General features: G+C 65.4%; 18 protein-coding genes. 12 read left to right on the top strand and 6 right to left on the bottom strand.

Annotation, left to right across the window (positions count from 1 at the left end):
• Positions 1-165: 165 nt before the first annotated feature.
• Entirely contained in the window at positions 166-1155 is a 990-nt protein-coding gene (hemB, locus tag VGN46_RS07400) for a porphobilinogen synthase (RefSeq protein ID WP_331642252.1), read from the top strand.
• 109 nt (positions 1156-1264) lie between these two features.
• Positions 1265-3073, top strand: coding sequence for a monovalent cation:proton antiporter-2 (CPA2) family protein (locus tag VGN46_RS07395; protein WP_331642250.1), 1809 nt, complete (start codon positions 1265-1267; stop codon positions 3071-3073).
• Between the two features lie 36 nt (positions 3074-3109).
• On the opposite strand, the gene VGN46_RS07390 is transcribed toward VGN46_RS07395, so the two are convergent.
• Positions 3110-6568 carry an ankyrin repeat domain-containing protein gene (locus VGN46_RS07390; RefSeq protein WP_331642248.1) on the bottom strand — a complete coding sequence of 1153 codons (3459 nt, stop codon included), beginning with the start codon at positions 6566-6568 and terminating at the stop codon, positions 3110-3112.
• A gap of 68 nt (positions 6569-6636) precedes the next feature.
• Positions 6637-6939, bottom strand: a complete 303-nt coding sequence (locus VGN46_RS07385) for a YcgL domain-containing protein (protein ID WP_331642246.1) — start codon at positions 6937-6939, stop codon at positions 6637-6639.
• 229 nt (positions 6940-7168) lie between these two features.
• Here VGN46_RS07385 and VGN46_RS07380 point away from each other — a divergent pair, with 229 nt between their 5' ends.
• Positions 7169-8590: an OmpP1/FadL family transporter gene (locus VGN46_RS07380; RefSeq protein ID WP_331642244.1), complete on the top strand. Its 1422-nt coding sequence runs from the start codon at positions 7169-7171 to the stop codon at positions 8588-8590.
• 111 nt (positions 8591-8701) lie between these two features.
• Here VGN46_RS07380 and VGN46_RS07375 read toward each other — a convergent pair whose 3' ends face one another.
• From VGN46_RS07375 to trxA, 3 genes are all read right to left on the bottom strand, one after another.
• Entirely contained in the window at positions 8702-10072 is a 1371-nt protein-coding gene (locus tag VGN46_RS07375) for a glutamate--cysteine ligase (RefSeq protein ID WP_331642242.1), read from the bottom strand.
• 183 nt (positions 10073-10255) lie between these two features.
• The gene (gene rho, locus VGN46_RS07370) at positions 10256-12043 is read right to left on the bottom strand and encodes a transcription termination factor Rho (protein WP_331642241.1); all 1788 of its coding nucleotides are present in this window, start codon (positions 12041-12043) and stop codon (positions 10256-10258) included.
• 154 nt (positions 12044-12197) lie between these two features.
• Positions 12198-12524 (bottom strand): thioredoxin TrxA, encoded by a 327-nt coding sequence (trxA, locus tag VGN46_RS07365; protein WP_331642239.1) that lies wholly within the window; start codon positions 12522-12524, stop codon positions 12198-12200.
• 418 nt (positions 12525-12942) lie between these two features.
• Here trxA and VGN46_RS07360 point away from each other — a divergent pair, with 418 nt between their 5' ends.
• The 6 genes from VGN46_RS07360 to VGN46_RS07335 all read left to right on the top strand — a co-directional run bounded on the left by VGN46_RS07360 (position 12943) and on the right by VGN46_RS07335 (position 18423).
• On the top strand, positions 12943-14709 hold the full coding sequence (locus VGN46_RS07360; protein ID WP_331642237.1) for a DEAD/DEAH box helicase: 1767 nt from the start codon (positions 12943-12945) through the stop codon (positions 14707-14709).
• Positions 14710-14790: 81 nt separating this feature from the next.
• Positions 14791-15468 carry a cell division ATP-binding protein FtsE gene (ftsE, locus tag VGN46_RS07355; RefSeq protein ID WP_331642235.1) on the top strand — a complete coding sequence of 226 codons (678 nt, stop codon included), beginning with the start codon at positions 14791-14793 and terminating at the stop codon, positions 15466-15468.
• Positions 15465-16445 (top strand): permease-like cell division protein FtsX, encoded by a 981-nt coding sequence (ftsX, locus tag VGN46_RS07350; RefSeq protein ID WP_331642233.1) that lies wholly within the window; start codon positions 15465-15467, stop codon positions 16443-16445. The genes ftsE and ftsX overlap by 4 nt, the downstream gene beginning before the upstream one ends.
• 13 nt (positions 16446-16458) lie before the next feature.
• Entirely contained in the window at positions 16459-17298 is an 840-nt protein-coding gene (locus VGN46_RS07345; RefSeq protein WP_331642231.1) for a response regulator, read from the top strand.
• Positions 17295-17993: a uracil-DNA glycosylase gene (gene ung / locus VGN46_RS07340; RefSeq protein WP_331642229.1), complete on the top strand. Its 699-nt coding sequence runs from the start codon at positions 17295-17297 to the stop codon at positions 17991-17993. The genes VGN46_RS07345 and ung overlap by 4 nt, the downstream gene beginning before the upstream one ends.
• 25 nt (positions 17994-18018) lie before the next feature.
• A complete protein-coding gene (locus tag VGN46_RS07335) occupies positions 18019-18423 on the top strand; it encodes a hypothetical protein (protein WP_331642227.1) in 405 nt (134 codons plus the stop codon).
• Between the two features lie 409 nt (positions 18424-18832).
• Here the strand turns inward: VGN46_RS07335 and VGN46_RS20330 are convergent, their stop codons facing one another.
• Entirely contained in the window at positions 18833-19231 is a 399-nt protein-coding gene (locus VGN46_RS20330) for a type II toxin-antitoxin system PemK/MazF family toxin (protein WP_414675234.1), read from the bottom strand.
• Between the two features lie 346 nt (positions 19232-19577).
• Here VGN46_RS20330 and rpoH point away from each other — a divergent pair, with 346 nt between their 5' ends.
• The 3 genes from rpoH (at position 19578) to VGN46_RS07320 (ending at position 22547) form a co-directional block, all read left to right on the top strand.
• Positions 19578-20438 (top strand): RNA polymerase sigma factor RpoH, encoded by an 861-nt coding sequence (rpoH, locus tag VGN46_RS07330; protein ID WP_331642225.1) that lies wholly within the window; start codon positions 19578-19580, stop codon positions 20436-20438.
• A gap of 77 nt (positions 20439-20515) precedes the next feature.
• Positions 20516-21199 carry a response regulator transcription factor gene (locus VGN46_RS07325; RefSeq protein WP_331642223.1) on the top strand — a complete coding sequence of 228 codons (684 nt, stop codon included), beginning with the start codon at positions 20516-20518 and terminating at the stop codon, positions 21197-21199.
• Positions 21177-22547 carry a HAMP domain-containing sensor histidine kinase gene (locus VGN46_RS07320; protein WP_331642221.1) on the top strand — a complete coding sequence of 457 codons (1371 nt, stop codon included), beginning with the start codon at positions 21177-21179 and terminating at the stop codon, positions 22545-22547. Before VGN46_RS07325 ends, VGN46_RS07320 begins: the two co-directional genes overlap by 23 nt.
• The last annotated feature ends 82 nt before the right edge of the window (positions 22548-22629 follow it).

Raw genomic sequence — 22629 nt, 5'->3', positions numbered from 1 at the left:
CACAAGGTGGGCTCCTACCATCCGAAGGGTAGGGTCCCCAAACCTCCAGGGTGGGCTCCCCACATCCGAAGGCGGGTCGCTGTGCCGGGCTGCGACGACCTGACGCCCACGGGCTGGCCGGTGGGGCGTAAAATGGTGGGATCGCCACACGCACAGGCACGTCCCATGACCTTTCCCGCTGTCCGTATGCGCCGCATGCGCCGCGACGCCTTCTCACGCGCCCTCATGCGCGAAACCGTCCTTACCTGCGCCGACCTGATCATGGTCGCGTTCGTGGTGGAAGGTGAGGGCGTGCGTCAGCCGGTCCCGTCCATGCCGGGCGTGGAGCGGCTTTCGATCGATGAGCTCGTGAAGCTGGGCGCCGAGTGCGTCGCGCTGGGTATCCCCGCGCTGGCCCTGTTCCCCTCGGTGGATGGCGCGGCGAAGACCGAGGATGCACGCGAGGCGTGGAACCCCGATGCCCTGTTCCAGCGCGCCACGCGCGAACTGAAGAAGCGCTTCCCGGAGCTGGGACTTATCGGCGACGTGGCGCTCGATCCGTACACCACGCATGGCCAGGATGGCCTGATCGATGCCGAGGGCTACGTGATGAACGAGCCCACGGTCGAGGCGCTGATCAAGATGTCGCTGGCGCAGGCCGAGGCGGGCATGGATTTCGTAGCGCCCTCCGACATGATGGATGGCCGCATCGGCGCCATTCGCGACGCGCTGGAAGACGCCGGCCATATCCATACGCGCATCCTGGCCTACTCGGCCAAGTACGCTTCCAGCTTCTACGGCCCGTTCCGCGACGCGGTGGGTTCCTCCGCGAATCTCGGCAAGGGCAACAAGCACACCTACCAGATGGATGTCGGCAACAGCGACGAGGCGCTGCGCGAGGTCGAGCTCGACCTGGCCGAAGGCGCTGACGCGGTGATGGTGAAGCCTGGCCTGCCGTACCTCGACATCGTGCGGCGGGTGAAGGAAACCTTCGGCGCCCCCACCTTCGTCTACCAGGTGAGTGGCGAGTACGCGATGATCAAGGCCGCCGCGCAGAACGGCTGGCTGGATGAGAAGGCCGTGGTGCTTGAATCGCTGGTGGCGATGAAGCGCGCTGGCGCGGATGCGATCCTCACCTATTTCGCGGTCGATGTCGCCCGCTGGCTGAAAGCCTGACTTGTAGGAGCGCGCAAGCGCGCTCCTACATGGGTCGAACGGGTGTTTCATCCAAACTGGCCGCTCTCGCCCATGACATAATCCGGGGCAGTTTTCCGGGAGTCACGGGATGGACGGACATCAGTTCCTCGAAACGGCGGTCGTTTTCCTGCTGGCGACGGTCATTGCCGTCCCGCTGACGAAGCGCTTCCGTCTCGGTGCGGTCCTGGGCTTCCTGCTGGCTGGCGTCGTCATCGGCCCTTCCATGCTCGGCCTGGTGAACGACACCGAGGGTGTGGCGACCATCTCCGATTTCGGCGTGGTGTTGATGCTGTTCGTCATCGGCCTCGAACTTTCGCCTTCGCGTCTTTGGGTCATGCGCCGTGCGGTCTTCGGTAGCGGCACCCTGCAGGTCATCGTCTGCGCCCTCGCATTGGGCGCCATCGGCTACTACCTGTTCGGGCTGACCTGGAAGGCCGCCGTCATCGTCGGCGGTAGCCTGGCGTTGTCCTCCACCGCTTTTGGCCTGCAAATCCTCGCGGAACGCAAGGAGGCCGGAACGGCATACGGACGCCAGGCCTTCGCGATCCTGTTGTTCCAGGACCTGGCCGCCATTCCGCTGATCGCCGCCGTGCCCCTGCTGGGCGGCGCGCTGGCCCGCGATACGCACGCACCGGACATCATGAGCATTGCCCGCGTGGTGGCCGCGATCTTCGGTGTCATCATCGGCGGCCGGCTGGTGCTGCGCCACGTGTTCCGTTTCGTTGCCCGCGCCAAGAGCGCGGAGGTATCCACGGCCACCGCCTTGCTGGTCGTGATGGGCACGGCATGGCTCATGGAGCTGGCCGGTCTCTCCAGCACCCTGGGCGCCTTCCTCGCCGGTTTGCTGCTGGCCGATTCGGAATACCGCCACGAACTCGAATCGAACATCGAGCCGTTCAAGGGGCTGCTGCTGGGCCTGTTCTTCATCAGCGTCGGCATGTCGGTCGACTTGCAGCTGCTGTACGCCCAGCCATGGGTCGTGATCGGCATGGTCGCCGCGCTGCTGGCGGTGAAGGCGCTGCTGATCATGCCGCTGGGTCGCCTCGTCGGTGGGCTGACCAACGCGGATTCGGTCCGGTTGGCGGCCATTCTCGCCAGCGGTGGTGAATTCGCCTTCGTGGTCCTGAACCTCGCGCAGCAGCAACGCATCATTACCGAGCCGCAACGCGGCCTGATGGTGATGACGATCTCGCTGTCGATGGCACTTACCCCACTGCTGGTCCTGCTCGCCTCGCGGTTGGTGCACGAGCGCGCACGCAAGCCCGATCGCGCCTTCGACCAGATCGAAACCGATACGCCGCGGGTCATCATCGCGGGCTTTGGCCGCATGGGCCAGATCGTGGCGCGCGTGCTGCGCGCCCAGGGCATCCCTTTCGTCGCGCTGGAAAGCTCGGTGGAGCAGGTGGAAACCTCGCGCCGCTTCGGCGGTACTTCGCTGTTCTTCGGCGACCCGGGCCGCCCGGAGATGCTGCGCGCCGCGCAGGCGGACAAGGCGGCGGTGTTCGTGCTCGCTACCGATGATCCGGAAGCCAACCTGCGTACCGCGCGGCTAGTCCGACGCCAGTTCCCGCATCTGAAAATCGTGGCGCGCGCACGCAATCGCCAGCACGTCTTCCGCCTGATGGATATCGGCGTGGACGATCCCGTGCGAGAGACCTTCTATTCCAGCCTGATGATGACGCGGCACGTGCTCGAGGCGCTGGATATGCCGCCTGAGGTCGTCGAAGCGCGGATCGCCCGCTTCCGCAAGCTCGACGAGCAGGTGCTCCGCCAGCAATACCTCGTCTACGACGACGACGCCGCACTCGTCCAAAGCTCAAAAGAAGCCCTCAACGATCTGCAACACCTGTTCGAAGCAGACGCTGCCGAAGAACGCGAACGCGCCGAAGAAAAATAGCGCACCCCTGTAGGTGCGCGCTTGCGCGCGATGCTTTTACTCGGGCTGCGCCGGCTGCCGCAACGTCTGCCGCACACTGGGAATCGCATTAGCGCGGACCCCAAGCTCATGCGCGATATCGACATAGCCCAGGTGCCGCGCGACATCCCCCGCGGTTCGCCCAAACGCATCCGCCGCGTTGCGGTTGGCCCCGCGCTGCAGGAGCACGCGTGCAGGCGGCAACAAGGCATGCATGGCACACGCATGCAGTGCGCTGACGCCGCGGTGGTCTGCATGTTCTATTTTCGCGCCGGCATCGAGCAAGACGGGGACCAGCGCACCGAGGTGGGTGGCATCGGCGGAGACGCCCGGGCGCATGTGCGCACCCAGAAGCAGCAGGAGTGGCGTGGCGCCGTCCTTGTCGACCTTGTTCAGGTCCGCTGCCTTGCCGATCACCATATCGAGCAGGCGGCGCGCGCGCAGGCTGTCGCTGTCGCCGAAACAGTACTGGGCGGCCGCGTGGATCGCGGTGTGGCCGTGTGCGTCTTCCGCATTGGCATCAGCGCCGGCGGCGAGAAGGCGTTCAACGATATCCGGATAACCCAGCGCAGCGGCGATCATCAGTGCCGTCGTCTCGCCGGGCAGGCGTTGATCGACCGCGACACCGTGGGCAAGCAGCCGCTCAACGACACCGTCACGGCGCGCATTGACCGCGGCAGCCAGTGGCGTCACACCCGATGGCGCGCCTGTCGCGGCATCGGCACCTGCATCGAGCAGGTGGCTCGCGACATCGACCTGGCCCGCACCCGCTGCGCGAAGCAGGGCGGTGGCGCCCTGCGAGTCACGCGTGTCGACATCGAAGCCCAGTTCCAGCAGGCGATCGATGGCCTGGGTATCGCCCGCAGCGGCAGCCGCCGGGAGATCGGAGGCACGAAGCGGCCGGCCGGGCAGGGGCCAGAGAGGCCAACTCAGCCAACGCTCGACGTCGCCATGGCCAATGCCGAGGCCGTAGGGGGTTTCACCATTGACGTCGGCAGCCTCCGGGTCGGCGCCGTTCGCGACGAGCAGGCGAACCAGCGGCAGCGCATCACCGCCATGTTCCAGGGCGGCATGCAAGGGGGTTCGCCCACCTGCATCGCGCACGTTCGGATCGAGGCCGCGGGCGAGCAGGGCGCTGAGCAAGCGCGCCGCCCCCGTGGCTGCCGCCATGTGTACGGGTGTGCGGCCGCGCGCGTCGGGGCCAAACGGATCGGCACCGGCCTCCAGCATGGCGAGGGTCAGGCGTTCATCCGTGCCATCGAGCCGGCAGATGGCCTGGCCGAGCAACCCGGTGCCCGCCGGAGTTGCACCGGCGTGCATCAGCTGCAGCAGGGCATCGGCGGACTGGGGGAGTTGCGGTAGCAGGGCATCGAACAGGCGGCGGCCGGGGCTGTCTTCCGTATCGTCCGCAGGTCGCGCCAGGCGCGCTTCGGCGGGCAAGCCGTGATCGAACAACCAGGCACGCGCGGCATCGAAGCCAGGACCGGCAAGGTCGACATAGAGCGTGGCCAGCTCCTCCACCGGCCACTCGCGCACCTTGGTCGCGAACGTGGAGGCCACTGCCCAGTGCCCAAAGCGCAAGGCGTCGTGCAGATGCAGGGGCGAATCCGCGCCGGCTTCGGGCAGCACGGATTCGCTTAGCGATGTCGGCAGCGGCGTTTCCGGGTCGAGCAAGGCGACGAAATCCCAGCGCCCGCCCGCGGCGGCGTGGTCGAGCGCGCTGCGCCCATCGGCGCCCGTTTCCTTCGGCTGCGCACCCATGGCGAGCAGGGCGCGCACGGTAGCGGCCTGCGCGCGCGGCGACTGGCAGGCCAGGGTGAGCGCATCGCGGCCGTGGCTATCGCGGGGTGAGGCATCGGCCTGCGCCTCGGCGAGCATCTGCACGATGCCAGTGGCGCCTGCGCGTGCGGCTTCCATCAGCGCCGTGGTGCCGTGCCGGTCGGCAAGGTTCGGGTTGGCGTGGGCCTGCAGCAGTGCACGGGCGATCTGCTCGTGGCCTTCGGCGGCGGCACCCATAAGCGCCGTGCGACCGTGTGCGTTCGCGCCGTTCACTGGCGCCTTGTGGCGCAGGACCACCTTGATCCCTTCGGCATCGTCGTCCGTGATACTCGCCGCGGCGGCGAGCGCGGGCTCGGCACCCACCGGTGCCGGCTTCGCGCCGTGCTCCAGAAGGAAGCGCGCGAGTGCCCAGTTGGCCGCACGGCAAGCGATAGCGAGTGGTGTTTCGCCCGCGGCGTTCACGGCATCGACCGCCGCGCCCGCGTCGAGCAGCATCGCGGCGACCATGGGTTCGGCGCTGAGCACGGCACCGTGAAGGGCGGTATTGCCTTCGGCGTCGGTCGCCGTGGCGCTGGCGCCATTGGATAGCAGCGTGAGCACCGCGTCCGGCCGGCCATGCCAGCTATCGCGGGAAGCGGCCAGTAGCGCGGTCACGCCGTGGTGGGCGCGGTTGACGTCGGCGCCGCGTGCGATCAACGCACGCAGCAGGCGGGTATCCGCGGAAAGCGCGGCCAGGGTGAGCACGGGCCGCTGGTCACGATCACCGGGCTCGGCCTCGGTATTGGGGTTGGCACCTGCATCGACCAGCGCGACAGCCCGTGCCACGTCACCGGAACGGATCGCCGCAAGCAGGGCGCCATCCCGGATTTCCGGCTGACGCTCCTCGGTGGAGAGTTCCGGGATCGGCGAAGGGGCCGGCACGTGGTGTGCGTCGCTGAGGGCCGGTTCGCGTCGCGCCTCGGCGCGTGCGGTGCGGATATGCCCGCGGCGGTCGCAGAGCAAGGTGCGCAAGGTTCGGTTTGCGATGAGTAGGGTGCACGTGGGGATCAGCACCACGGCGTAAATGCCCAGCGCGGCGATGCGCATTTCCGCAGGGAAAACGCCATAGAGCCCCGACAGGGCAACCGCGCAGAACGCCAGTACGAGCAGGCTCAGTGCCGCGGGCAGGAAATGCGTGAAGAACCGTTCTTCGGCGGAAAGATGGCGCCCGAAGCTGAGCGACCTCGCCATGGCGGTGAAGATCCAGGAGCCATCGCCGCTGCTTTCCGGGTAGGCGTCATCCCACAGGTAAACCAGCCCGAACGCCGGCCAAACCCGCCACAGGGCGCCCAATGCGGCCACCAGGGTGGCGGCGAGCAGCAGGGCGTAGCTGAGGCTCGGCGCCTGGGTGAGCTTGAGCAACGGCCAGGCCACGAGTACGAACACGACGAAGGTATAGACGGTGAACATGACCACATAGGCCGAACCACGGCGCAGGGCGGTGCGCAGGTAACTCGTCTCGGGGTCGAAACCGATGGCGTGGCACACGGCGGCCATGGCAAGGGTGTTGGCCAGCAATAGCGGGATAAGCGCCAGCGGGGAGGCGGTGAGGCCAGCGCACGCGACAGCGGCAAGGGCGGGCAGGAACCAGGGCAGCGCCTTGATCAGCGGCGGTCGACGACGTTTGGGATTGGCCATGCGCGCGAGTATACGGACCACGACACAGGCACGCGGTAACGTCGCGTTAACCCGGGTTGCACGTTTCACCCATGCACGGTTTCGGCCAGTCAGGCCCGGACGAGCGACGCGTCGGGGTCGATTTCCCGGTTCAGGTTCGGCTGGTTGCAGACGCTGAGCGTTTCGTTGGATGGCGCCTGAAGATGCCAGCCCTGGCTGCTGAGCGCGGCAAGAACTTTCTCAGTGTCTTCCTGAGGCAGCTTGCGCTGCGCGGTCAGCTCCACCTCGAGCACAAAGCGGAATTCGCCGAGCAGAAGAACCAGGGGCTCGGGTAGCACGTCGAAGCCCTCCCGACGGGAGAGCCACACATAAGTATCGGGCTTGCGCAGGCTAGCGTAGACGAAGCAGTGCATGACGGCAGGTCTCGCGGCGGCGTGGTTGCACAGTCTACTGGATCGGGGCCGGCCACGAGGGCCTGTAACTGTGGCCTGTTTCAGGTTTGTTGCGGGTGCACTTGCAAAATATTCGTCAACTCGGCCAGAGTTCGACCCCAGATTGTTAAACGCGCGTATGAAAACGGCTAAACTTTCCGTTTTCCGCCCCGTTCGATCCCGTCAGAACAATAAGCAGGAGCCGCTTCGCATGCAGATCAAACTTCATACCCGCCCGCTGGCCGTCGCAGCCCTTTCGCTGGCCATTGCCGGCGCGCTCGTGGCTCCGCAGGCTGCACACGCCAGCGCGTTCCAGCTGAAGGAAAACAGCGCCAAGGCCCTCGGCCGCGCTTTCGCCGGCTCGACCGCCGCGGGTGACGATGCCTCGGTGATCGTGAACAACCCGGCCGCCATGACCATGCTGGATGGCAACACCTTCCAGGCCGACGTCACCGGCATCAACTTCAGCACCAAGTTCCACGGCACCTCCACGGATGCCCAGGGCCGCCCCATCTCCGGCGGTAACGGCGGCGACGCCGGCACCACGATCCCGGTCCCGGCCTTCTACATCGCCTCGAAGGTGAGCGATCGCGTCCACGTCGGCTTTGGCCTGACTGCGCCGTTCGGCTTCAAGACCGAGTACGACTCCGACTGGAAGGGTCGCTATAACGCCATCAAGTCCGACTTCAAGTCGTACGACGCCACCCTGTCGGCTTCGTTTGACGTCAGCGATTCGTTCTCGCTCGGCGCCAGCTTCATCGCGCAGAAGACCACTGCCGAACTGACCAGCGCCATCAACTACAACAGCGCCGCGCTCGGCCTGCTGCAGCAGGGCGTGGCCGCGGGCGCCATCCCGGCCGCCGCCGCGCCGACCTACCTGCGCCTGATCAGCACCGTCGTGCCCCCGGGCAGCGATGGCGTCGCCAAGATCAAGGGTGATGACTGGGCCTACGGCTGGCAGCTCGGCGCCCTGTGGAAGCTCACCGCGCAGGATCGTTTCGCGCTGAACTACCGCAGCGCGATCAAGCACCACCTGGAAGGCACCGGTAACTTCACCGTGCCGAGCAACGTGTCGGCCCTGCTGTCGAACCCGGCGCTCTCCAGCCTGTTCCAGGGCCAGCCGCCGTTCACGCACACCAATGGCACCGCGGGCTTCGAAACCCCGTCGGTCGCTACCGCGAGCTTCTGGCACCAGGACGAGAAGTTCGGCCTCGGCTTCGACCTGTCGTGGACCAAGTGGGATTCGTTCAAGAACCTCACGGTCAACTACTCGAACCCGAACCAGCCGCCGACCTCCGAAGTCTACGAGTGGAACAACAGCTGGTTCGCGTCGGTGGGTGGTGAGTACTACGTCACCGACAAGTTCACCGTCCGTGGCGGTATCGCAGTCGACACCACCCCGACTTATGACGATACCCGCTCGCCGCGCGTGCCGGATTCGACCCGCAAGTGGCTCGCCTTCGGTGCCGGCTACAAGGTGTCGGAGCGGTTCGAGATCAACGCCGGCTACGCTCACATCTTCGTGAACAAGGCGCACATCGCTGGTTCCGTCAGCTCGACGCAGGACAAGCTCATCGGCGAGAACGACGACAAGGGCAACCTGCTCAGCCTGTCGGCCAAGTACCAGTTCTGATCGCTTAAGCGAACAGGTGCTGAAATAAAACCTCCCCGGCGACGGGGAGGTTTTTTTATGCCCTGTAGGAGCGCGCTTGCGCGCGATCGCGCTCCTACAAGGCAGGTCAGCTCAGTACGCGTATTCCTTGAACAACGGATCCACGCTGCCGTTCCAGTTGCCATGGAACTGCTCGAGCTTCGTATCGGCCTGGGTTTTGCCCGACAGCGCGATCTCCAGCAGCGGCTCGATGTAGATGGATTCATCCGCGCCGCGCGAGCTGAGTACGTTACGGCGCTTGAGGCCGTGCTCGGCGATCTTCAGTGCTTCGAGCGAGAGCTCGCGCACCGTGTGGGTACGGAACTTGAGGTCAAGCGCATGCTTCGGCACGCCATCACGCAGCGCATGGCGTTCGATCTTGCTGAAGTCCTTGACCAGATCCCACGCGGCATCGAGCGCGACATCGTCGTAGAGCAGGCCGACCCAGAACGCGGGCAGGGCGCACAGCTGGTTCCACGGGCTGGCGTCGGCGCCACGCATTTCCAGGTACTGCTTCAGGCGCACTTCCGGGAACGCGGTGGTCAGGTGATCGGCCCAGTCCTTGATCGTGGGCTTCACGCCCGGCAGGGCAGCGACCTCACCGCGCATGAATTTGCGGAAATCCTGGCCCGACAGGTCGACGTACTTGCCATCGCGGTAGCTGAAGTACATCGGCACGCCAAGAACGTAATCGATGTAGCGTTCGTAGCCAAAGCCGTCTTCGAACACGAAGTCGAGCATGCCCGTACGGTCCGGGTCGGTATCGGTCCAGACTTGCGAGCGGAACGATTTGAAACCGTTGGGCTTGCCTTCGGTGAACGGCGAGTTGGCGAAGAGCGCGGTGGCGATCGGCTGCAGGGCCAGTGCCACGCGGAACTTCTTCACCATGTCGGCTTCAGTCGCGTAATCCAGGTTCACCTGCACGGTGCAGGTGCGGGTCATCATATCCAGGCCGAGCGAGCCGACCTTGGGCATGTACTCACGCATGATCTTGTAGCGGCCCTTGGGCATCCACGGCATCTGGTCGCGGCGCCACTTCGGCTGGAAGCCCATGCCGAGGAAGCCGATACCAAACTGGTCGGCGACCGAGCGCACTTCTGCCAGGTGTTCACTCACCTCGTCGCAGGTCTGGTGGATCGACTCCAGAGGCGCGCCGGAAAGCTCCAGCTGGCCGGCTGGCTCAAGGGTGATGTTGGCCTTGCCTTTGGTCAGTGCGACCGGCGTGTCGCCTTCACGGGCGATCGACCAGTCGTAACGCTCGGCCAGCCCTTCGAGGATGGCCCGGATACCCGGGCGCGGTCCTTCGAAAGGCGGCGGGGTCAGGTCATCCGTGTAGAAGCCGAATTTCTCGTGCTCGGTACCGATGCGCCATTGCTCACGCGGCTTTTCGCCCTCGGCAAGGTTGGCAACCAGATCGTTACGGTCGCCGATGGGCGTGCTCTTGGCGGCGCTGGGAATGGACACTTCACTTTCCTTGGCAAGGGACGGCAGGGGCCGTAGCCGCCCCGACATGGGGGCGCATGCCGCCCGGGAAAAGGTGTCATGCCCGCCGCGGAGCGTAGCAAATGCCAACGACAGCCGCCTGCGCCCCGGACAAGAAAAAAGGCCGCCCCGAGGGGCGGCCTTTCAACGTGCCATTACTGGACTTCAGCGCCTCATCGAGTTGAAGAACTCGTCGTTCGACTTGGTGTTCTTCATCTTGTCGAGCATGAACTCCATGGCGGCCAGTTCATCCATCGGGTGGAGCAGCTTGCGCAGGATCCAGATCTTGGCGAGCAGGTCCGGATCGATCAGCAGGTCTTCGCGGCGGGTGCCGGAGCGGTTGATGTCGATCGCCGGGTAGACGCGCTTCTCGGAGATGCGGCGGGACAGGTGCACTTCCATGTTGCCGGTGCCCTTGAACTCCTCGTAGATCACCTCGTCCATCTTGGAGCCGGTGTCGGTCAGCGCCGTGGCGATGATCGTGAGGCTGCCGCCTTCTTCCACGTTACGTGCGGCGCCGAAGAAGCGCTTCGGGCGCTGCAGGGCGTTGGCGTCGACACCACCGGTGAGAACCTTGCCGGAGCTCGGGACCACGGTGTTGTAGGCGCGGGCCAGGCGGGTGATCGAATCGAGCAGGATCACGACATCACGCTTGTGCTCGACCAGGCGCTTGGCGCGCTCGATCACCATCTCGGCGACCTGCACATGGCGCACGGCGGGCTCGTCGAAGGTGGAGCTGATGACTTCGGCGCGAACGGTGCGGGCGATTTCCGTCACTTCTTCCGGGCGTTCATCGATCAGCAGCATGATCAGGTGGACGTCGGGGTGGTTGTACTGGATGGCCTGCGCGATGTTCTGCAGCATCATCGTCTTACCCGACTTGGGCTGGGAGACGATAAGGCCGCGCTGGCCGCGACCGATCGGCGCCACCAGGTCGAGGATACGGCCGGTGATGTCTTCGGTGGAACCATTGCCGCGCTCGAGCTTGAACGACTTACGCGGGAACAACGGGGTGAGATTTTCGAACAGGAGCTTGTTCTTCGACGCCTCCGGCGGATCGCCGTTGATGTCGTCGACCTTGAGCATGGCGAAGTACCGCTCGCCTTCCTTCGGGTGGCGCACGCGACCGGTGATGTAATCGCCGGTGCGCAGGTTGAAGCGGCGGATCTGGCTGGGCGAGACGTAGATATCGTCCGGGCCGGCCAGATAGGACTCATCGGCCGAGCGCAGGAAGCCGAAGCCGTCCTGCAGGATCTCGAGCACGCCTTCCGCCCAGATGCCGCCACCGGAGCGTGCGTGCGCCTTGAGGACGCTGAACACCACATCCTGCTTGCGCTGGCGTGCGACGCCCTCGCGGATACCCAGCGACTCGGCGAACTCCAGGAGCTGGATCGAGTTCTTGCGCTTGAGTTCGGTCAGGTTGATCAGGCGATCGTTGCTGCCGGCATCGGCATTCTCGTCGTCGTCGACCGGATAGCCGTTGTTATTGTTGTTGCGCTGGTGCTGGTAGTTGCCACCACCATTGCCACCGGAGTTGCCGCCGCCCTGGCGGGACTGCTGCGGGCCGCGGTCGTTGCGGTCGTTGCGGTCGTTACGGCGGCGACGGCCGCGGCCGTCTCGCTCACGGGGGCCGCCCTGCGACTGGCCGCCACCCTGCGACTGGCCACCCTGTGACGGGCCGCCTTCACGCGATTCCTGCGGCTGGCGAACTTCGCTGGAAGCTGGCGGGTGATTGAGCTGCATCTCCGTCTGCGGTGTGGGCACTGGCGGCAGCGGCGGCGGCGTGGGCGGTGCCGGCGGCTTCGGTGCGGGAGCCGGTGCTGGAGCGCTCGTCTCTACCGCAGGTGCTTCGGCAGCCGGCGCCTTGCGGGTTCTGCGTGGACGCGGTTCGGCCGCAGGCTTGTCGCCGGCGCCCTTGGCGTCGATGGAGTCTTTAGTTTCGATATCGGACACGGGCAAACCTCACGGGGCGCCGTTAAAAGAAGAAGGTGGGAGGGTTCGCGGCATGGGGGACAGCGAGGTGTCCCGGGGCGAACGCCTAGAGCCTAGCATCGCGTGGGGCGGAAGGTAAAGCGCCCCACGCGGCGGCCAAGAAGCCTGACGGGCTTCAGATGGACTTCTGGATGAACTGGTCGAGCTGGCCCTTGCTCACGGCACCGATCTGGGTACCAGCGACCTTGCCATCCTTGAACACCATGAGGGTGGGGATGCCACGGACGCCGAACTGGCGCGGGGTCTGCTGGTTTTCGTCGATGTTGATCTTGACGATCTTCACCTTGCCTTCGTACTGGCCGGCGAGTTCATCGAGGGCCGGCGCGATGGCCTTGCACGGACCGCACCATTCCGCCCAGAAATCGAGCAGGACAGGGGTGTCGGAATCGAGGACGTCCTTCTGGAAGGCGGCGTCGCTGGTGTGGGTGATCTTGTCGCTCACCGTGGTCTCCAAAGCGGGTTAAAGGGGGTTGACGACCGTGACGCTGGCATCGGCTACACTTAGGAGCCCCATGTCGCGGGTCCAACCGGAACCGAAGGTCTTGGCCATTGCGGCCGGTGGCCCTCATTCCAACCGAACTAGGGGCGCGATACAAGCGATTCAAGGTGCCAGCGGATGGTTTCCGTTGACATAGGTAAACCGGTTCGCGCAGCCGGTTCAGCTATGCCAGCGGGAACCCTCGGGCCGGTCACCACCGCCTCCGGCCACCGTGCGCCGGGCGCGTCGACACGCCGCCGGGCTGGCAACCGGGGGTCTGCGACCCTCCCGTGACGCCGGCCGGACCAACCCACCGTCCCGTGTGCATTGCTTGCCACAGGGGCGGCGCCGCGTATCCGCGGCGCACGTTTCCAGGCCCATCATGTCCCAGACCGTACTTACCGACGTCTTCTACGAAAACCTCGACCTCCACCCGTTGCTGCACCAGGGTCTCGCCGCTGCCGGCATCACCCGTTGCACGCCGATCCAGGCGCTGACCCTGCCCATGGCCCTCACGGGCCGCGATGTCGCCGGCCAGGCCCAGACCGGCACCGGCAAGACCTTCGCGTTCCTCGTAGCGCTGATGGATCGCCTTCTCAGGAACCCGGCTGCGGCGGGGCGCAAGGATTCCGATCCGCGCGCCCTGATCATCGCGCCCACCCGCGAACTCGCCATCCAGATCGAAAAGGACTTCCAGACGATCGGCAAGGCGACCGGTCTGCGTAGCGCCCTGATCTACGGCGGCGTGGACTACGACAAGCAGCGCCAGCAGCTTCGCGACGGCTGCGACATCATCATCGCGACGCCGGGCCGCCTGCTCGACTATTACAAGCAGGATGTCTTCGGTTTCGGCAGTGTCGAAGTCATGGTCATCGACGAAGCCGATCGCATGTTCGACCTTGGCTTCATCAAGGACGTGCGCTTCATCTTCCGCCGCCTGCCGGCCCGCGAAAAGCGCCAGGTCCTGCTGTTCTCCGCGACCCTGAGCCACCGCGTGCTCGAGCTGGCTTATGAGCATATGCACGAAGCGGAAAAGCTCGTCGTGGAAACCGAGAACGTCACTGCCGATCGCGTCCGCCAGGTCGTCTACTTCCCGTCCAAGGAAGAAAAGATGCCGCTGCTGCTGAACCTGCTTGAGGAGAGCAAGGCCGAGCGCAGCATCATCTTCGTGAATACCAAGGCCGCCGCCGAGCGCATCACCGATCGCCTGAAGCGCCACAACTTCCGCGTCGGCGCCATTTCCGGCGACGTGCCGCAGGTCAAGCGCCAGAAGCTCCTGCAGCGGTTCCAGGATGGCCAGATCGACTTGCTGGTGGCAACCGACGTTGCCGCCCGTGGCCTGCACATCCCGGCGGTCAGCCACGTCTTCAACTACGACCTGCCGCAGGATGCCGAGGACTACGTCCATCGTATCGGCCGTACCGCGCGCCTGGGGGCTGAAGGCGATGCCATCAGCTTCGCCTGCGACCTGTACGCAATGGGTCTGCCGGACATCGAGACCTATATCAACCAGAAGATTCCCACCGCGTCGATCGACGCGCGGATGCTGGTGATGCCGGCGGCGCGCCCGCGTGCCGATGGCGTGCAGGATGAAGTGGACGATCCGAACGACACCGGCGGCCACGTACCGACCCGTGGCGCCCCGCCTGAGAAGGGGGGGCGCGGCCGCGATGGTCAGCGTTCGGGTTCGGGTTCGGGCTCGCGCCCGGGCTCGCGTTCCGGTCCCGGCTCGCGTTCCGGCGAGCGCTCCGAAAGCCGCGAGCGCCGCCCGCGTCAGGATGCCCCCGCCGCCAACTCGACCGAAGTACCGGTGAAGACCGTGGTCGTGGCCGAGACCGTGGCCGAACTGCCGGCCGCCGCCGAGGCGATGGCCGCCGAATCGGCCACCAAGAAGCGCCGCCGCCGTGGCGGTCGTGGCCGCGGCCGCCGCGAGGGCGCCGAGGGTACGCAGAACGTCCGGATCCAGGACGCGAGCACGGCTGCGACGCCGCGTTCAGGCGCCAATGAGGGTGCCGGCACAAACGGAAGCCGCCGTCCTTCGCGCCACGTCGCCGCTGCCCGCCCGGCCACCACCGTGGCCCCGGCTGCCACCCCGGTGAAGAAAGAAGGCTTCTTCCGCCGCCTGGGTCGCATCTTCGGCGGAAAATAAGCGAGGAACCGCGAAACCGACCACCGCAAACACCCGTCGCATCCCTTATCCTCTAGGATTCACGGGCCAACGGGTAGCGCGGTGATCGGTTTCGATCTGGTGAGCAAACGATACGAGGGCGACCACCAGGCCCTTACGGATGTCTCGTTCCAGGTCGATGCCGGTGAGATGGCATTCGTCACCGGGCACTCCGGTGCCGGCAAGAGCACCCTGCTCAAGCTGCTGGCCATGATCGAGCGCCCGACCCACGGTGTCGTCACCCTCGACGGCCAGAAGCTCAGCACCGTCCGCTCATCTGACGTCCCCCGGATCCGCCGCAAGCTGGGCATGGTCTTCCAGGACCATCGCCTCCTGCTCGATCGCAGCGTCTTCGCCAATGTCGAGCTCCCGTTGGTCATCGCGGGTGTGTCGCCGACGGAGCGGGCCCGCCGCGTGCGCGCTGCCCTGGAAAAGGTCGGCCTGCTCAGCTACGAAAAGCAGCTGCCGGTGACTCTCTCGACGGGTGAGCAGCAGCGCGTCGGCATCGCCCGCGCGATTGTCGCCAAGCCTGCCGTGCTCATCGCTGATGAGCCCACCGGTAACCTCGATCCGCAGCTGGCCATGGAGATCATGGGCCTGTTCGCCGAATTCCAGGCGGTAGGCACCGCCGTCCTCGTCGCAAGCCACGACCTGATGCTGATCAAGCGCATGAAGAAACGCGTCGTGGTCCTCGACCATGGCAAACTCGTGGCCGACGTGCCCGCTACGGAGGTGGTATGAACACCGCCCGCGAGTCGCGCCGCGCCCCCGAGCCGGAAAAGACCCGGCGCACCACGCCGCATCACATCGGCGCCTGGCGTGAACACCACGCCTGGAGTCTTTCCATCAGCTGGCGCCGCCTCGCCGCTCGCCCGCTGGGCACGTTGTTGACGGTCGCCGTCATGGGCGTGGCCCTGGCGCTCCCGCTCGCCTTTTACCTGCTGCTTGGCAACGTCGAGCGCATGGGCGATGCCCTCGGCCGCAACCAGACCATCAGTGCCTTCATGAAGCCCGGCCAGAACGCGGGCATGACGGAAACCGCGGCGTCGGCCCTGCGCGGCCGGCCGGAGGTGCAGGAAATCACCGTGCGCACGCCGAAGGATGGCTTGGCTGAGCTGGCGGAAGTGCAGGGCTTCTCCGGTGCGCTGCAATCGCTCGATGAGAACCCGTTGCCCTACGTTCTTTCCGTGCAGCCCAAGCCGAATCTCTCCGCCGAGGATGCCAGTCGCCTGATCGAATCGATGAAGGCGACGCCCGGCGTCGATCTGGTCCAGGACACGGGTGCCTGGCGCCAGCGGCTCGATGCGATCCTGGGTGTCGGTGCGCGCGCCACGATCCTGCTGGCGCTGTTGCTCGGCGTGGCCGCGCTGCTGGTGGTCGGCAACACCATTCGCGTCGATATCCAGAGCCGCGCCGAAGAAATCGGCGTGCTGCTCCTGATCGGCGCCAGCCGGCCGTTCGTACGGCGGCCTTATCTTTACACCGGTATCTGGCTCGGTCTGCTTGCCGGCATCCTCGCCGTGGTCCTTGCGGTGATGATCGAGCTCGCCATGGCCGGCCCGGTCGGTCGCCTCGCCGCCGCTTACGATGGCAGCGTGCAGTTTGGCGGCCTGCCCGTCTGGTTGCTTCTTTCGGTGCCGCTCGCGTCCGCCATCCTCGGCTGGCTCGGCGCGCGGTTGGTCAGCGCACGACAGATCCGCCGCGTCGCGGCGGGTTGAGGGGAGGCTGGGGGTGGCATCGCATATCGGATCAGGCGTCGCTGGCGCCACGCCACGCATCTTGCTGGTCGACGGCTCCAAGGTGGTCCGTTCGTTGATTTCGCGCGTGGTGGCGGCGGAAGTGCCCGGCGTGGAGATCGTTGGCGTGGGCACCGGTGCCGAAGCGCAGATGGAACTGCAGCGCGGGGTGTTCGATTTCGTCACCGTGGCCCTGCGCCTGCCCGACATGGACGGGCTGGATGTCGCGCGCTTCGTACGCGAAGCGGGCCCGCAGATCTACATGCCCATCGTCGTCGTATCAGGCGATGTCGAGCAGCGTCTGCACCGCCGCGAACTCGGTGAGTTCGTCACGGATTACTTCGATAAGTCACTCGGCTTCGAGGCGCTCGCGGAATTCATCCGTGGCTACGTGCGCCCCGAGGGTGGCGCGGAAGGTGAGGTGCTCTACGTCGAAGACAGCCGCGTGGTCGCGCTGGCCACGCGTCGCATGATGGAGAAGTACGGGCTTACCGTGCATCACGTCATCAGCGCGGAAGATGCGATCGAGTTCCTGCGCGCCGCGAAGGCCGAGGGCAAGGTCGGTGCGGATATCGTGCTCACCGACGTCAGCCTTAAGGGCGAGCTGACCGGCGGCGATCTGGTTGAGCGCATCCGCAATGAATTCGGCTACGGCAAGGGCAAGCTGCCCACGCTGATCATGACCGGCGACGAGAACCCAGCGAACCAGGCTGCGCTGCTGCGCGCGGGTGCGAACGATCTGGTCGAGAAGCCGGTGGAAGAGAAATTGCTCATCACAAAGCTGCTGTTCCAGTTGCGCGTGGCGTTGCACCTACGTGCGAAGGCGGAACATTGAACGATCGCGTCAAGCTCGAGCCTTCGTGGAAGGAGCGCATCGGCGATTATCTGGATCGGCCCGAGATGCTCGCGCTCTCAGCTTTCCTGCGTGATGAGAAGGCGCACGGCAAGGAGATCTATCCGCCCGGTCCGGAGATCTTCAACGCGTTCGCACACACGCCGTTCGACAAGGTCCGCGTCGTCATCCTCGGCCAGGATCCCTACCACGGGCCAGGCCAGGCGCATGGCCTGAGTTTTTCCGTTCGCCCCGGCGTACGCGTGCCGCCGTCGTTGCAGAACATGTTCAAGGAAATCGAGAGCTGCCTCGATATCCCCCGCCCTGACCACGGCTGCCTCACGCCATGGGCGGATCGTGGCGTGCTGCTGCTCAACGCCGTGCTCACCGTGGAGGCGGGGCAGGCGGCTTCGCACCAGGGGCGCGGCTGGGAAGGCTTCACCGATGCCGCGATCGATGCGTTGAACCGCGAACGCGAAGGCCTCGTCTTCATGCTTTGGGGAAGCCACGCGCAGAAGAAGGGCCAGCTCATCGACGGTAAGCGTCATTGCATCCTGCGCAGCGTGCATCCCTCGCCTCTATCGGCGCACCGGGGTTTCATGGGCTGCGGGCATTTCGCAACGGCGAACGCTTACCTGGCCTCACGTGGCAAGCTGCCGATCGATTGGTCCCTACCGTCACGAGAGGACCTTGGCTGAAAATGCAAAATGACACGGACAGCCCATGATGCCCCGTCCGTGCGTCGCGGCCGCGTTTTTCTTTACGCTGCTTCCTCTGGCGGCGTGCCGGACCATCGGAGCCGACGCACGTGGTCAGTGGCGTCTGTGCGACATCGTCAGTCACCCGGAGGCCGCGGAAGGCCAGACGGTCACTTTCCGGGCGATGATCCGGAGCGATGGCCTGGAACACACCGTACTGCTCGATGAAGCGTGCCCAAAGCAGGGCATTGTCCCCAGTAGCTTTAGCGCTGGCGCGGGTGCCGAAGTAAGTACCGCAGTCGATGCATTCCCTCCAGGGAAGCGGGGGAAGCGCATCGATGCCTTGTGGACCGGCGTTATCCAGCGGGAGGGTCGGATGATCGAACTTCGCGTCACCGACATCTGTGACGTTCATGTGTCGAAGCCATGATCAGAAGGGAAGATGAGCCCATCGATGTGCCACAGCCATGCCGTGCCTGACTCAAAGCCTGAAAGACAAAAGCCCGCGGCCGAAGCGCGCGGGCTAAGTAGCAACCGAATCACTTGTCATCGTGTTTCGGCCCGCCTCGATCCCGTTTGAACGCTGCATCGAAGTCTTGGAAATCGGCGTTCCCGCCGATAGACGCGTTGAATCGTACGCGCGATTGTTTAGTGACAGAAGCCTGCGGCCGAGGCTCGCAGGCTTTAGCAACCACATACTTGTCATCGTGACGTGGCCCGCCTCACCGGTCATCCGGACGACGATGGTGAGGTCTTGATCGGTGTTGCCGATCGACGCGAGAACCATATCGCTATGCGGCGCTCCAAGCAATCAGACATGGCTCAAGAATGCGATTTTCTTAAAGAACCTCGAAGACGTAGCCGAGCGCAGCACGAATATCGCGGAGCGTTTGCTCATCGACGTAGGAGATGGGTGTGCGAGCGTACCGCGTCGATATACGAAGACGCTCAACGCTGACCGTGGCGACCATGTCGCATTTAGCCCATCGCCCGCCAGGGCGTTCGCGCCATCCTGCGGGCATGGCTGCCGTAGGCACGAGAACATGCCATGGCGACGGCGAGTGTGGCGCGGTCATGCTCACGGGAACGACGTTCACCAGACCCTTCCGAGAGGCCATTCGCCGGTTCACCACGATGACAGGCCGCACCTTGGTCATTTCCCCCTGCCGGATCTGGTCCTTGGGTGGAAACTCGCAGATGAGGACGGTACCTGGCCGGATGCGGGATCGAAACTCCATCCGGCCAGCCTAGAGAGCGGGCGCCTGGCCTTCAGTCGGCTTTGTTCGCGGCGTCCCGTAGGCTTCCGCCTTGCTGGTACGCCCACCTTCGCCTACAGCCTTCGAGGGCTTGAGATAGGTGTGTTTCGACACCATTTCCTTTACCGGACGGGCACATAGGCTCGGCCCCACGGCCGCTGATCCCCGCCCGGCCGTCTGCCTCCTGAATACCCCCTGGCCCCCACTGGACACCAAGGGGGTATTTCTGTACCATTGAGTACAGCTAACCAATTTGAACTTCGGCAGGGGTTAGCACTCCCACCATGGGACTGCTAACCTGCACCGAGACTTTCAGGAGGTTCCAAACATGTCCCAAGCCCTCGCCACCCGTAACTACGGGCTACCGAGCGTCGTTGGCAGTCTGGATTCCTACATCGCGGCCGTCCATCGCATCCCGGTGCTCAGCCTCGACGAGGAGCAGGCGCTTGCGCGGCGGTTCCACGGCGAAGCCGATCTCGATGCGGCCCGCCAGCTGGTGATGTCCCATCTGCGCTTCGTGGTGCACGTCGCCCGCGGCTACAACGGCTATGGCCTGCAGCTCTCCGACCTGATCCAGGAAGGCAACATCGGCCTGATGAAGGCGGTGAAGCGTTTCGATCCGGACCAGGGCGTGCGTCTCGTCAGCTTTGCGGTCCACTGGATCCGCGCCGAAATGCACGAGTTCATCCTGCGAAACTGGCGCATCGTCAAGGTCGCCACGACCAAGGCCCAGCGCAAGCTGTTCTTCAACCTGCGCAAGAGCAAGAAGCGCCTGGGTTGGATGAATGCCGAGGAAGTGCGCGTGGTCGCCCATGACCTGGGCGTGCCGGAAGCGACGGTTCGCGAGATGGAATCGCGCCTGTCAGGTCGTGACGTGGGCTTTGAAGCCCCGGCCGATGCCGATGACGACGAGAAGCCGGCACCGGCCGCCTTCCTGGTCGATGAAGGTGCCGATCCGTACGACAACCTGGCCGAAGCTGACGCCTCGAGCAATCAGATGAGCGCCCTGGGTTCTGCCCTGGGTAACCTCGATGCCCGTTCGCGCGACATCATCCAGCGCCGCTGGCTGGCCGAAGATAACAAGGCCACCCTGCAGGACCTGGCTGACGAGTACGGCGTCTCGGCCGAGCGCATCCGCCAGATCGAGGCGAATGCCATGAAGAAGATGCGCGTCGCCATCGCCGCCTGAGGGCTGCGAACGGCGTAACATCCGGAACGGCCCCCTCGGGGGCCGTTTTCCGTTGTCTTGAACGTGGAGTGAGAAGGATGCCCCGGGCCCTGGTCATCGAAGATGATGAAGTCACTGCACGCGACATTGTCGCGGAGCTCGGTGCGCACGGCCTGAGCGCCGAGTGGGTCGCCAACGGCCGCGACGGGCTCGCACGTGCGCTGGAGAACGGTTACGACATCATCACCCTCGACCGCATGCTGCCCGGCATGGACGGCATCGATGTGGTTTCCGAATTGCGCAAGCGCTCCGTCGAGACGCCCGTACTCATGATCAGCGCGCTGTCCGATGTGGACGAACGCGTCCGTGGGCTGCGTGCCGGCGGGGACGACTACCTCACCAAGCCGTTCGCGCCGGACGAACTCGCGGCACGCGCGGAGGTGCTGTTGCGCCGGCACCGCCGCCCGGAAGCCGGTGAGACGCGAATCCGCGTCGAGGATCTCGAGCTCGACCTGGTCAAGCACCACGCCGTGCGCGGCGGCGTGGTGCTCACCCTCTTGCCCACCGAATTCCGTCTGCTCGAATTCCTGATACGCAATGCCGGCCAGGTCGTGACCCGGCAGATGATCTTCGAGCACGTGTGGGGCTTCCATTTCGATCCCGGCACCAACGTGATCGATGTCCATATCGGCCGGCTCCGCCGCAAGATCGACGGCACCGGCCAGGTGCCACTTATCCGCACGGTACGCGGTTCGGGGTATGTCCTTGCGCCCGCTGACTGACGCCTGGCGTTCCGCCACCTCGCGCCTGATCATCATTTATGGCGCGCTGTTCGCCATCTGGTGCGTGGTGCTGCTGGGCGTGGTCCAGTGGGAGTCGTCGCGTTATCTCACCAATGTGGTGGATGGCATGCTGGCTGCGCGCCTGCATTATCTCGAACGCACGGACCCGCGCCGGCTCCCCGATACCGTGGATGCGGCGGGCGCCATTGATGCCACGGGATTCATGGCGGCCGGCTTGTTTGATGCCAAGGGTCACCGGATTGCCGGCAACATCGAGAAGATCCCGGTCAACCTCAATGAGGATGGCGTTGCTCGCGCGGTGAAAGCACGGGTCGAAGATCACCCTGCGGGTGACGGACGACGTACGCGTGCGCTGGCGAGCACCTTGCCGAACGGCCAGCGCCTGGTCGTGGTCAAGGAGAGCGCCGTGATCGACGGGCTAGGCGCGATCATTCGCCGCGGTGCCTTGTGGGGCCTTTCGCTGACGCTTATCCCGGGTGTGCTCGGCGGTATCCTTATCGCGCGTCGCCCTGCGCGACGCGTGCGTGAGATCCAGCGCGCCATGGAGCCCATTCGCGAAGGTGATCTCAGCGTCCGCTTGCCGGTCAGCCGCGCAGGCGATGAGGTCGACCTGCTCGCGGGAACGGTGAATACCACCCTGGGCGAGATCGAGCGCCTGCTCGGTGAAGTCAAAGGTGTTACCGACAACATCGCCCATGACCTGCGCACGCCGCTGACCCGCATGCGCACGCGGCTCTATCGGGTGCAGCAGCAGTTCGAAGGCACTCCGGCAGCCGAGCAACTCGAGGCGGCCGTCGAAGAAATCGATACCGTGCTGGCCCGCTTCCGCGCGCTCTTGCGCGTCTCGGAGCTGGAGGATCGCCAGCGCAGCGCGTGCTTCGAGAACATGGATCTCGGCGCGGTGCTGCGGAACGTGCACGAGTTTTACGCTCCGCTTGCCGAGGACCGGCAGCAGCACTTCGAGTTGACTGTAGGCGGGCTGCCGCCGCTACGTGGCGATCCGCAGCTGATGTTCGAAGCATTCGCCAACCTGGTCGGCAATGCGATCAAGTTCACCCCGAACGGGGGCGCTATCCGCCTGGTCGCCCTCACCGATCCCACCGGCGATGCCCGTGTCGAGATCGCAGATACCGGCCCCGGCATTCCCGTCGGTGAGCGTGAAGCGGTGTTCCGCCGTTTCTACCGCGGCGATGAGACGCGCACGAAGCCTGGCTGTGGGCTGGGTCTCGCCATCGTCAGCGCGATCGTCCGACTGCATGGCTACTCGCTGGCCGTGGGCGGAAATGACGAAGGCGCGGTGTTCTCGGTGACGTGTCCCGCGGCGTAGCCGAAAACGCCTAAATAAATCTTAACTACGCCGCACGATCCGGCGGGGGCAAAATCTTCCGCGACGCAACATCGCGCTCGGA

This window comes from Luteibacter sp., from assembly GCF_036500425.1.
Classification (GTDB): Bacteria; Pseudomonadota; Gammaproteobacteria; order Xanthomonadales; family Rhodanobacteraceae; genus Luteibacter.
Note: the sequence above shows the minus strand (reverse complement) of the source record. Positions and strands in the feature narration are given on the sequence as shown.